Source organism: Pseudomonas sp. LJDD11 (assembly GCF_024584215.1).
Classification (GTDB): domain Bacteria; phylum Pseudomonadota; class Gammaproteobacteria; order Pseudomonadales; family Pseudomonadaceae; genus Aquipseudomonas.
On sequence record NZ_JANJFL010000006.1, the window covers coordinates 198,903 to 210,887 of the forward strand.

The following is an 11,985-nucleotide window of genomic DNA, read 5'->3' on the forward strand; positions in this document are numbered from 1 at the left end:
TTGTCGCCACACTCCGTAGGAGCTGCTTGAGCAGCGAGCCGTTTAGAACAACACCTTGGCCACATCACTGAAGCGTTTGGCGAAGTGCACGGTCAGGCCTTCCTTGAGGTAAGCCGGCAACTCTTCGAAGTTGCCGCGGTTCGGCTCGGGCAGGATCAGTTCGTTGATCTTCTGCCGACGTGCCGCGATAACCTTCTCGCGCACACCGCCAATCGGCAGTACATGGCCGGTCAGGGTCAACTCGCCGGTCATGGCCACGCCTTTCTTTGGCGCCTGATTACGTGCCAGCGACAGCAGCGCGCTGGCCATGGTGATGCCCGCACTCGGGCCGTCCTTGGGGGTCGCGCCTTCCGGCACGTGCAGGTGGACGAAGGCCTCATCGAAGAACTTCGCATCGCCGCCAAACTTGCCCAGATTCGAGCTGACGTAACTGTAGGCGATTTCCGCCGACTCTTTCATGACCTCGCCTAACTGACCGGTGAGCTTGAAACCGCGATTGTGGGTGTGAATCCGCGTCGCTTCGATCGGCAGGGTCGCGCCGCCCATGCTGGTCCAGGCAAGGCCGGTAATCACACCGGTGCCAGACAGCACTTGCTCACTGCGAAACACCGGCATGCCGAGCAGGGCTTCCAGGTCCTTGGGGCCGATCTTGATGACGGCGTCTGGCTCGTCCAGCAGCCTGACCACCGATTTACGCACCAGCTTGCCCAGCAGTTTCTCCAGTTGGCGCACCCCGGACTCGCGGGCGTAGCCTTCGATCACACCGCGCAGGGCGGCGTCGCTGATCGACAGCCTGGCTTTATCCACGCCGGCCTTGTCCAGTTGCTTGGGCCACAGGTGACGTTTGGCGATGGCCAGTTTTTCTTCGGTGATATAGCCGGCCAGACGAATCACTTCCATCCGGTCGAGCAATGGACCGGGGATCGAATCCAGGGTGTTGGCGGTGCAGACGAACAGGACTTTCGACAGGTCCAGGCGCAAGTCCAGATAGTGGTCGAGAAATTCGACGTTCTGTTCCGGGTCGAGGGTTTCCAGCAGCGCCGAGGCCGGGTCGCCCTGGAAGCTCTGGCCCATCTTATCGATCTCGTCGAGCATGATGACCGGGTTCATCACCTCGACGTCCTTCAGCGCCTGCACCAGCTTGCCGGGCTGGGCGCCAATGTAGGTGCGGCGATGACCCTTGATCTCGGCTTCGTCGCGCATGCCGCCGACGCTCAACCGGTAGAACGGTCGGCCCAGGGATTCGGCGATGGAGCGACCGATGCTGGTCTTGCCGACGCCCGGCGGGCCCACCAGCAATACGATCGAGCCATTGATCTCGCCTTTATAGGCACCGATGGCGAGGAATTCGAGAATCCGCGCCTTGATGTCGTCCAGGCCTGCGTGATGCCGATCAAGAACCTTGCGGGCATGCTTGAGATCAAGTTTGTCGACGCCAGTGACGCCCCAGGGAATCGAACTGGCCCAGTCGAGGTAATTGCGGGTTACGGCGTATTCCGGCGAGCCGGTTTCCAGCACCTTGAGCTTGTTGAGCTCTTCGTCGATCTTTTTGCGCGCCTGAGTCGGCAGAACCTTGCCTTCCAGGCGCTGTTCGAACTGTTCGATGTCAGCGCTGCGGTCGTCTTTGCTCAGGCCCAGTTCCTGCTGGATGACCTTGAGCTGTTCCTTGAGGAAGAACTGACGCTGATGTTCACCGATCTTGCGGTTGACCTCGGCCGAGATCTCTTTTTGCAGGCGCGCGACTTCGACTTCCTTGCGCAGCATCGGCAGGACTTTTTCCATCCGCTTGAGCATCGGTACGCAATCGAGCACCTCTTGCAGGTCCACGCCGCTGGCCGAGGTCAGGGCGGCAGCGAAGTCGGTCAACGGCGACGGGTCGTTGGGACTGAAGCGGTTGAGGTAGTTTTTCAGCTCCTCGGTGTACAGCGGGTTGAGCGGCAGCAGCTCTTTAATGGCGTTGATCAGCGCCATGCCGTAGGCCTTGACCTCATCGGTGGGCTCGTTGGGCACTTGCGGGTACTCGACCTCGACCATATACGGCGGGCGATGGTGCTTGAGCCAGGTCTTGATTCGCACCCGCGACAAACCCTGGGCAACGAACTGCAAACGACCATTCTCGCGGCTGGCGTGGTGAACTTTCACCAGCGTGCCATACTCCGGCAGGGCCTTGGTATTGAAGTGGCGCGGGTCTTCCTGCGGCGTGTCCATGAAAAACAGCGCCAGCGAGTGGTGCTCCGACTTGCTGACCAGTTCCAGGGTTTCTGCCCACGGCTCTTCGTTGACGATCACCGGCAAAACCTGCGCCGGGAAGAACGGACGGTTGTGGATCGGAATGATATAGACCTTGTCCGGCAGGTTCTGGCCAGGCAGGGCGAGCGAGGTGCCGCCTGAACCGAGCGTCACTTCATGCTCGGTGGCGTCGTCGGACGAATCAAGTGGGGCGTTTTGCTGGTCGCTCATGGGGCACCTGCGAAATTGGACATGCCTCTTAGATGGGGCGAGTGGTCTCAGGTTTCAATGGCGGCGGTCGATAGCATGGCTGAGTGTTGCAAAGCTCGTGCAGGGCCGCAGGCGAGCGCCTTTCGTCGAATTTGAATGGCCGATATCAAAATGATGTCTCTGCGGCATATCCCTGCTCTGGCATGACAGCTACTCTGCTTGCCAGACACATCGTTGCCAGGGTCGGCATCACTTTCCGGCATTGCCGTTGTGGAAGGGTTCACACGTATGACCAAGTTACTGCATTCGATGGTTCTCGCGGGCCTGTACGTGTTTTCGGCGGCCAGTGTCTCGGCCGCGACACTGACGGCACAGATGTTCGATCGCCAAGGCAAGCCACTGGCCAATGCTGTGTTGACCCTCAAGGGCGCTGCTGGCCCGGCCGCACCGACGCTCAAGGCCAGCATGGACCAGCGTAACCAGGAGTTCGTGCCACGGGTGCTGGCGGTCCACACCGGCACCCAGGTCAGTTTCCCCAACAGCGATGACATTCGCCATCAGGTGTATTCATTCTCGCCCACCAAGCGCTTCGAGTTGCGCCTTTACGAAAAGACCCCGTCAGAGCCTGTGCAGTTCGATAAACCCGGTCTGGTTGTGCTGGGTTGCAACATTCATGACTGGATGGTGGGTTACGTGTACGTCACTGACGACCCCTGGTATGGGGTCAGTGATGAGCAAGGTGTGCTCAAGCTCGATCAATTGCCGCCCGGCCGTTATACCGCGACCCTCTGGCACCCGCAGGCCGAAGACATGCAGCCCCTCGCCGGTGGTGTGCTTGAGGTGCCAGCCGACGGGCTGAGCAAGCGTTTTGACCTGGCCGTCGAGGTCAAACCCGAAGATCAGCCTGCACGTCCGGCTCCTGGCGCTTTCGGTGATGCGTTCCACAAGGCTGCACACTGATGAAACTTCGTCTGAGCTTCCAGGCGCGCATCGCCGGGGTGTTGATTGCATTGGTTCTGGTTGTGATCGGAGCGGTTTTTGTCTCGGTCAAATTCGCCACCGGCGATGCAGTGCGCAGCCAGGCCCAGGCGCAACTGGAGGTTGGCAGCCGGGTGTTCGAGCGGTTGATCGACCTGCGCGGCCGGCGGTTGCGCGATGCGGTGCAGTTGCTCTCGGCGGACTTTGGCTTCCGGGATGCGGTGGCTAGCTCCGATGCCTCGACCATTCGCTCGGTGCTGCTTAACCATGGCGGGCGGATCAACGCCAGCGACATGTTTTTGCTGGGCATGGACGGCACGGTGGTTGCCAGCACCGAGGACGAGGTGGCGGAGGGCTCCAAATTCGTCTACGACCAGGCGCTGCGCAGCGCCAAGCGCAATAATCAGTCAATGCTGATCGTGCCTGGTGGCGGTACTCCGCACTTGCTGGTCGAAAGTACCGTGCTGGCGCCCTTGCCGCTTGGCCGGGTGGTCATGGGCTTTACCATCGACAGCGATATCGCTCAGGAGCTGCGTTCACTCAGTGGTCTGGAGGTGTCATTCCTGACGATCGAAAACGGCAAGCCGGGCGAGTTGATCAGCACCCAGCCAGCCGCCATGTATCCGGCGTTGGTCGAGTTCATGCGCACCTCTGCAGGCGGTCAGATGCATCTGACCGAAAGCGGCAAGCTGAAATTTCTCAGCCAGACCCTGACTCTCGCAGGCTCTGGCGACAATCAGGTTCTGGCGTTACTGCAAAGCCCGCTGGACAAAGCCTTGCAGGCGTTCGTGCCACTCGATGAAAAGATCTTCTGGATCTCTCTGGCAGCGCTGTTGGCTTCGTTGATCGGCACCCTGGCGCTGGCCCGCAGTGTCTCGCTGCCGGTCCGCGCCCTGGCAGTGGCTGCCAAGCGCATTGGCGATGGCGACTATCGCACGCCAGTGGTCATGGCTCGCAAAGACGAGCTGGGCATGTTGGCCGGGGCAATCAACAGCATGCAGCACGGCATTGCTGTGCGTGAGGATCAACTGGCGCACAACGCCCTGCACGATGCGGTGACCGGCTTGCCCAACCGGGCGCTGGTGATGGAACGGCTGGGCAGTTCGATTGCCGTTGAGCGTCAAATGGCCTTGATGTACCTGGGCATCGACAACTTCCGCGCCATTCACGAGAGCGTCGGGGTCGAGACGGTCGACCACCTGCTCCACGAGCTTGGACAGCGTCTGCAGGGTGCCCTGAGTGCAGGTGACACTGTCGCCCGGCTGACGGCCAACGAGTTTCTCATCCTGCTCGATCACGCCACGGTCGATGCGGCGGTGGCGCGCGGCGATCAGTTGCAGCGCCTGCTCAGCGAGAGCCAGCGCGTTGACGGGTACGACATCGCGCTGGAGTGCTGCATCGGCATTGCGGTCTACCCCGAACATGGTGATGCCGCCCAGGAGCTGCTCAACCGGGCACTGATCGCCCGCAAGGATGCGATCAACATGCCCGGCCGTCTGCATATCTATGAAGACGGTCGTGACCTGGCCCACCAGCGCCAGATCAGCCTGATCCGTGACCTGCGCAAGGCCGCGCAGAATGGCGAATTGCATCTGCATTACCAGCCCAAGCTGGACATTCGCCAAGGCCATGTGCGCCAGGCTGAAGCCTTGTTGCGTTGGGCGCATCCGCAGTTTGGCAACGTGTCGCCGGGGGAATTCATCATCCTTGCCGAGCGCACCGGCAGCATCCAGTTGTTGACCAACTGGGTGATCGAAGAAGCGATCCGCCAACTCGCCGAATGGGCTACCCGCGGGTTATTGGTGCAGCTTTCGGTCAACGTGTCGGCCGACGATTTGCTCGGTGGTGACCTGGTGGGCCACGTGACCCGGACCCTGACCAAGCACCATGTACCGGCTGAGCAACTGATTTTCGAGATCACTGAAAGCGCGGTGATGAGCGAGCCGGAGCAGGCACTGGTGGTGCTCAACCGCCTGCGTGAGTGTGGCATCAGTTTGTCGGTGGACGATTTCGGCACTGGCTATTCTTCATTGGCACACCTCAAGCGCTTGCCGGTTCAGGAACTGAAAATAGACCAGTCATTTGTACGCAACCTGGATGAGACCAGCGAGGACGCGGTGATTGTTCGTTCGACCATCGAAATGAGCCACAACCTGGGCTTGAAGGTGGTCGCTGAAGGGGTTGAGTACGAACACAGCCTGCAGTTGCTGCAACGCTGGCATTGCGATACGGCCCAGGGCTATCTCATCAGTCGTCCGCTGTCGGCGGCGGCCTTCGAGGCATGGATTGCCAAGAGTCATGCTCCCACTGACCTGATGGTTCACTGACATGCACTACAGAAATGCGTTGTTGTTGAGTTGCCTGTTGGGGGCCACTGCGCCTCTGGTTCAAGCCGAGAACAGCAAACTGCTTGCCACTGGCGGCGCCAGCAGTATCGAAGGCAGTGCCGGCGGAGGCATCACGCCGTGGGCGGTACTCACCGGTTACGGTGAAGAAGGTGAGTGGGGCGCCAGCGCCTTTGCAACCCGGGTCGACCTGCCCGACTACAACCTGGATGTCGCGGGGCTGGCGGTGGCCTATGGAAACCGGGTTGAGTTCTCTTACGCCCGCCAGCGCTTCGACATCAGCACGCTACAGCACAAACTGAGCTTGCCCGATGACAACTTCACCCAGGATATTTTCGGGGTAAAGGTCAGGCTGTTCGGCGACCTGATCTTCGACAACCTGCCGCAGGTGTCGCTGGGGGTGCAATACAAACATCAGAACGACTTCCTGATTCCCAGCCTGGTCGGCGCCAAGCGCAACTCTGACGTTGAGGGTTACCTGACCGCCAGTCGCCTGTTCATCGGCGGGGCGTTCGGCTACAACCTGCTGGTCAACGGCGGCGTGCGCTACAGCCGCGCCAACGAAATCGGCCTGTTGGGCTTTGGTGGTGACCGGCGTGACAGTCGTAGCGTGCTCAAGGAAGGCTCGCTGGCGGTGCTGTTCAACCCGCGCTGGGCGGTGGGTGTGGAATATCGCGAGAAGCCCGACAATCTGTCGTTCGCCGGGGAAAGCGATTGGGCCGACGTGTTCGTCGGTTACTTCCCCAACAAACATTTCTCCGTAGTGTTGGCCTACGCCCGGCTCGGTGAGATTGCGACTCTGGAAAACCAGAACGGTGCCTACCTGTCCCTGCAGGGGAGTTTCTGATGAAGCGTCTGCTCAGTGCATTGCTGCTGGTAATGCTGGTCGGCTGCGCCCAGCAGCCTCAACCGGCCAAAGATGACAGCCTGTATCAGGACCTGGGCCAGCGTGCCGGTATCCAGCGCATCGTCGAAGGAATGCTGCTCAACGTGGCCAAAGACAAGCGTATCGTCGAACGCTTTCGTCGGGTCGATATCGAGCGTCTGCGTGACAAGCTGGTCGAGTTCTTGTGTATGGAAACCGGCGGGCCCTGCACCTACACCGGCGACAACCTGCGCGAGTCACACAAAGGCCAGGACCTGACCCGTGGCAACTTCAATGCGCTGGTCGAGAATCTGATCAAGTCGATGGACGAGCAGAACATATCAGTGCCCGTACAGAACCGCCTGATCGCCCGTCTGGCCGCAATGCGTGACCAGGTGATTCACCAGTAGGAGCGACCTTGGTCGCGAAGGCGGCTGGTCGGGCAATACAGCTGTTGTGCCTGTGCCGGCCTCTTCGCGACCTTGGTCGCTCCTGTAAGTGCAGCGCTCTTTACCTCGGCAAGCGGTACGCTACTACGTAGTCGCCTTGTCGGGTGCCCAGCGAACCATGGCCGCCGGCGACCACCAGCACGTATTGTTGGCCATCCTTGCCGGTGTAGGTCATCGGCGTGGTCTGCGCGCCGGCAGGCAGGCGGCCTTGCCATAACTGTTTGCCGTTACGCAGGTCATAAGCGCGCAGGTACTGGTCCAGCGTCCCGCTCAAAAAGCCCAGGCCGCTGGCGGTGGTGATGGTGCCGCCGAGACTGGGCACGCCCATTGTCAACGGGATCGGAACCGGCGAGCTGTCACGCACGGTGCCGTTCTTGTGCATCCACAGGGTCTTGTGGGTGGTCAGGTCAACGGCGGCCACATAGCCCCAGGCCGGTGCCTGGCAAGGCAGGCCCATGGGCGACAGCAGCGCCTCGAGAATCACCCCGTACGGGGCGCCCTTGTTGGGTTGCACGCCTTCGGTCTCGCTCTTGCGGCCTGGCCCGGCCGCCACTTCAGCGGCCGGCACCAGTTTCGAGCGGAACGCCATGTAGCTGGGGTTGACGAAGGCGATCTGACGCACCGGATCGACCGAAATACCGCCCCAGTCGAACACCCCGAAGTTACCGGGGTAGACCAGCGTGCCTTGCAGTGACGGCGGGGTAAACGGGCCTTCATAGCGCAGCGACTTGAAGTCGATGCGGCACAGCAGTTGATCGAACGGGGTCACGCCCCACATGTCACGCTCGGTGAGCACCGGCGGCATGAAGTTCAGCTCCGATTTCGGCTGGGTCGGCGAAGTACGATCGCCCTCGACCGCGCCTTGCGGCACCGGCACTTCATGAATCGGCACGATAGGCTCACCGCTGCGGCGGTCCAGCACGTAGATACTGCCTTGCTTGGTCGAGGCCAGTACCGCCGGCTTCAGGCCATCGGCGGTTTTCAGGTCCATCAACGTTGGCTGACCGCCGACGTCCATGTCCCACAGATCATGATGAGTGAATTGATAGTTCCAGCGTACCTTGCCACTGGCGATCTCCAGCGCCACCAGGCCTGCACTGAATCGCTCTGACGCCGGGGTACGGTTGCCGCCCCACTGGTCGGGCATCTGGTTGCCCATCGGCAGGTAGATCAGGCCCAGCTTTTCATCGACGCTGAACATTGACCACATGTTGGGCGAGTTGCGGGTGTAGGTTTCGCCCGCCGCGAGAGGCGCGGTCTGGTCCGGGTTGCCGCTGTCCCAGTTCCAGACCAGACGGCCGGTGCGGATGTCATAGGCCCGAATCACTCCGGATGGCTCGTCGGTGGAGACGTTGTCAGTGACATGCCCGCCGATGATGACCAGGTCGCGGGTCACTGCCGGTGGCGAGGTGGAGTAATAGCCGCCGGGGGCGAAGCTGCCAATGTTGCTGGTCAGGTCGATCGCGCCCTGGTTGCCGAAGTCTTCACAGACCTTGCCGGTGTCAGCGTTCAAGGCGATCAACCGGGTGTCGGCGGTGGGCAGCAAAATGCGTTTTGGGCAGGCGCTGGCGGTCGCCGGGCTGGCTTGCTCAGCGGAGTCGGCGTAGCTGGCCTGGTCGTGATAAGCCACGCCACGGCAGGTCATGTGCGCCCAGCCCTTGAAATTTTCAGCGCTCTGGGTGCTGATCTTCGGATCATAGCGCCAGATTTGCTTGCCGCTGTCCGGGTCCAGCGCAATCACCTGGCTGTGCGGCGTGCACACATAGAGCATGCCGTTGACCTTCAGCGGTGTGTTCTCGGCGGTGGTTTCGCCTGGGTCGCCAGGGCCTGGGATATCACCGGTACGGAAGGTCCAGGCCGCTTCGAGTTGGTGAACGTTGTCAGGCGTGATCTGCTTGAGCGGAGAATAACGGTCACCAAAGGCGGTGCGCCCGTAGGACTGCCAGTCGCCGTCGGGCATTGCCGGTGCGGTGCTGGTGGTGCCGGCTGTTTCGCGGTCGAGCTGGCCTTCGATACGGCCAGGGTGGGTGAACTGGCTGGCCAGTGCCACCAGACCTGCGAGCAGCACCGCAAGGCTCAAACTGCCGGTAGCCAGAGGGGCGGGTGCAGCGCCCTGCAACGGCCGGCGCAGCCAGGGCAACAACAGGACAATGCCCAAGGCAAACCAGAGCGCCAGGCGCGGAACCAGTTGCCACCAGTCCAGACCGACTTCCCATAGCGACCAGCCGGTGCTGGCGAACAGGAACAGTGCGTAGAGGCTAAGGGCGGCGCGATGCCTTTTGAACAGCAGTATGGCGGTCAGGGTCAGCGCGACGCCGGCCAGCACGTAATAAAGCGAACCGCCCAGTTGCAGGAGTTTGATCCCGTAGCCGAGCAGGACCAGCCCCATCAGCAGTAATACCAACCCAACTATCTTCAGTGGCAAGGGATGGCTGCGTGCAACTGCATCAGTGCCCATAGTGCAAATCTCCGCGAAATGAATATTCGGCGGTGTGTGGGTCACGAGCCGCCTCTGCATGCAGAGGCTTGAAGTAACAAAACGTTTCAAAAATATGCATAGGTACAAGACCGATGGCACATCAGACTGCCTGCAGGAGCGTTCTAAACTGTTCAACCGGGCTTCCCGCTGACGCCCGGCTCGGCTATGGTGCGCTCCTTTTGCCGCAAACCCTGCCCAAGGTGCCAGATGACTACTCCTAACACCGATCCGCTGCATGGCGTGACCCTGCAGCGCATTCTCGAAGTGCTGGTCGAGCACTATCAGTGGTCGGGCCTTGCCGAGCGTATCGATATTCGCTGCTTCAAGAGCGACCCGAGCATCAAGTCGAGCCTGACGTTTTTGCGCAAGACACCTTGGGCCCGTGAGAAGGTCGAAGCCTTGTATGTGAAGCTGCAGAAAAAACGTTAAGGATGCTTGATGCTCGACAAACACCTGCCAGCGGCCCCCGGCGCACGTCGCTATGCCTTGGTTGCGGCAGTGCTGGGCTGGTCCGGACTGGCGATCCAGCAATACCTGATCTTTATCTCTCGCTGGAATGATCAGGCCAGCCTGCTGGGCGGGTTGGTGAAGTTCTTCAGCTTTTTCACCGTGCTTACCAACACCCTGGTGGCCGTGGCGCTGACCTGTGTGGTCAGTCAGCGAAACACGGCGTTGCAGCGGTTTTTCCGTCACCCGGTGGTCTGCAGCGGTATCGCCGCCAGTATTGCCCTGGTGGCGATTGCCTACAGCCTGTTGCTACGCCACCTGTGGCAACCGCAGGGCTGGCAGTGGCTGGCCGATGAACTGCTGCACGACATCATGCCGTTGCTGTTCGTGCTCTATTGGTGGCTGTACGTGCCCAAGGCCGGGTTGGGGCTGCGCCATGTGCTGCTGTGGATGCTCTACCCACTGGTGTACTTCGGCTATGTCTTGCTGCGCGGCGACCTGCTGGGTGATTACGTCTATCCCTTCGTCGACGCGGGCAACCTGGGCTATGCCCAGGCGTTCATCAATGCCGGGGGAGTGCTGGCCGGGTTTGTGCTGATTGCACTGCTGCTACTGGTGGTTGACCGGCGGCTGAAAAAGCCCTGACTAGAAGCGCTCAGTGCCCTTGCGACTCAGACTCGTCGAGGCGCCAGTAACCGGCAGCCTTGACGAATTCATCATCCAGTCCCTTTTCATCGAGCAGGATCCGCCGCGCCTTGCGCGACAGGGCCGCTTCGGTAGCGACCCAGGCATACAGCTTGCCAGTGGGGACTTGCACCTGACGGACGGCCTCCAGCAAATCCTGCTCGCCACGCACCACCCAGCTCACTTCAACCTGGGCCTGGCTGATCAGTGGCTGGCGCTCATCGAGGCTGGCGACTTCGATCAGTACGCGGGCGCTGCGACCTGCCGGCAGCTCTTCAAGGCGCCGGGCAATGGCAGGGATGGCGGTCTCGTCGCCGATCAACAGGTAGCTGTCGAAAATATCCGGGACCACCAGCGAGCCACGTGGGCCTGCGATGTACAGATATTGTCCCGCAGCCGCCTGGGCCGCCCAGGTCGCGGCCGGGCCGTCGCCGTGCAGTACGAAGTCGATGTCCAGCTCGTTACTTTGCGGGTCATAGCGGCGCGGCGTGTAGTCACGCATGGCCGGGCGCGGGCCTGCGCTGTCGGCGCCGAGCGTCATGGTTTCCAGCGCCGCCTGCTCTTGCGGGGTGCGCGGGAACAGCAATTTGACGTGGTCGTCAGCGCCCAGGCTGATGAACCCGGCCAGCTCTGGGCCGTGCAGGGTGACACGGCGCATCAGTGGCGTGAGGTCGGTGACGCGCAACACTTCGAGTTTGCGACGCTTGATTTCATGCATGACGCGGTGAATCGCTTGCGGTGAATTCATTGTGGTTCCTCGATGCGGGAATGAGCGCCATCGGCGATGGCCTTGGCGGTGCTGTTGAGCAGGTCGCGCACCCGGGCGATTTCTTCAGGTGTCCAGCGACCGTGGTGCATGTGCATGGCATGACGCAGGTTGTGCACGGCTTCGTGGATCTCCGCTGGCCGGTCATGGCCGCGCAGGGCACGTTTGCTGACGTCGATACGCTGGCGCGCGCCATCCAGCGCTACGGCCTGCTCAGCCAGCCAGGCGCGGCCGATGTCGGTCAGCGCGTAGCGCTTCTTGCCGGCGGCAGCGTCGCCGAGAATCAGCTCGCTTTCTTCCAGAAAGGTCAGGGTCGGGTAGATGACCCCAGGGCTGGGGCTGTAATTGCCGTCGAACAGGCTCTCGATCTGGCGGATCAGGTCATAACCATGGCAAGGCTGAGCAGCGATCAGGTCCAGAATCAGCAGTTTGAGGTCACCCGGTGCAAATACCCGCGGGCCCCGGCCACCGCGCTCGCGGCCGCCGCGTTTGTCTGCCGTCAATGACCCGCAGGCTTGTGAGTCTTCACCCAT

10 protein-coding genes are annotated in these 11,985 nt (G+C 61.4%); 6 read left to right on the top strand and 4 right to left on the bottom strand.

What is annotated here, in order from left to right; translation table 11 throughout:
• Positions 1 to 42: 42 nt before the first annotated feature.
• Positions 43 to 2,460 carry an endopeptidase La gene (gene lon / locus NRB16_RS10250; protein ID WP_257106088.1) on the bottom strand — a complete coding sequence of 806 codons (2,418 nt, stop codon included), beginning with the start codon at positions 2,458 to 2,460 and terminating at the stop codon, positions 43 to 45.
• A gap of 267 nt (positions 2,461 to 2,727) precedes the next feature.
• On the opposite strand from lon, the gene NRB16_RS10255 reads away from it, so the two are divergent.
• From NRB16_RS10255 to NRB16_RS10270, 4 genes are read left to right on the top strand one after another with little or no spacing between them, the layout of a single operon-like run.
• Positions 2,728 to 3,399 (top strand): methylamine utilization protein, encoded by a 672-nt coding sequence (locus NRB16_RS10255; protein WP_253116920.1) that lies wholly within the window; start codon positions 2,728 to 2,730, stop codon positions 3,397 to 3,399.
• The gene (locus NRB16_RS10260; protein ID WP_045482503.1) at positions 3,399 to 5,744 is read left to right on the top strand and encodes an EAL domain-containing protein; all 2,346 of its coding nucleotides are present in this window, start codon (positions 3,399 to 3,401) and stop codon (positions 5,742 to 5,744) included. The genes NRB16_RS10255 and NRB16_RS10260 overlap by 1 nt, the downstream gene beginning before the upstream one ends.
• A 1-nt stretch (position 5,745) precedes the next feature.
• Positions 5,746 to 6,609 carry a DUF3034 family protein gene (locus NRB16_RS10265; protein WP_253116919.1) on the top strand — a complete coding sequence of 288 codons (864 nt, stop codon included), beginning with the start codon at positions 5,746 to 5,748 and terminating at the stop codon, positions 6,607 to 6,609.
• Positions 6,609 to 7,037: a group 1 truncated hemoglobin gene (locus NRB16_RS10270; protein ID WP_253116918.1), complete on the top strand. Its 429-nt coding sequence runs from the start codon at positions 6,609 to 6,611 to the stop codon at positions 7,035 to 7,037. The genes NRB16_RS10265 and NRB16_RS10270 overlap by 1 nt, the downstream gene beginning before the upstream one ends.
• Before the next feature lie 100 nt (positions 7,038 to 7,137).
• Here NRB16_RS10270 and NRB16_RS10275 read toward each other — a convergent pair whose 3' ends face one another.
• Positions 7,138 to 9,534: a glucose/quinate/shikimate family membrane-bound PQQ-dependent dehydrogenase gene (locus NRB16_RS10275; RefSeq protein WP_045482486.1), complete on the bottom strand. Its 2,397-nt coding sequence runs from the start codon at positions 9,532 to 9,534 to the stop codon at positions 7,138 to 7,140.
• Between the two features lie 228 nt (positions 9,535 to 9,762).
• Between NRB16_RS10275 and NRB16_RS10280 the strand changes: the two genes are divergently transcribed.
• Together NRB16_RS10280 and NRB16_RS10285 are read left to right on the top strand one after the other, a co-directional pair.
• On the top strand, positions 9,763 to 9,984 hold the full coding sequence (locus NRB16_RS10280) for a VF530 family DNA-binding protein (protein ID WP_045482485.1): 222 nt from the start codon (positions 9,763 to 9,765) through the stop codon (positions 9,982 to 9,984).
• Between the two features lie 9 nt (positions 9,985 to 9,993).
• Positions 9,994 to 10,647, top strand: coding sequence for a Pr6Pr family membrane protein (locus NRB16_RS10285; RefSeq protein ID WP_257106089.1), 654 nt, complete (start codon positions 9,994 to 9,996; stop codon positions 10,645 to 10,647).
• Between the two features lie 10 nt (positions 10,648 to 10,657).
• On the opposite strand, the gene NRB16_RS10290 is transcribed toward NRB16_RS10285, so the two are convergent.
• Positions 10,658 to 11,434: a siderophore-interacting protein gene (locus NRB16_RS10290; protein WP_257106090.1), complete on the bottom strand. Its 777-nt coding sequence runs from the start codon at positions 11,432 to 11,434 to the stop codon at positions 10,658 to 10,660.
• Positions 11,431 to 11,985, bottom strand: a complete 555-nt coding sequence (locus tag NRB16_RS10295) for a PadR family transcriptional regulator (protein ID WP_045482482.1) — start codon at positions 11,983 to 11,985, stop codon at positions 11,431 to 11,433. The genes NRB16_RS10290 and NRB16_RS10295 overlap by 4 nt, the downstream gene beginning before the upstream one ends.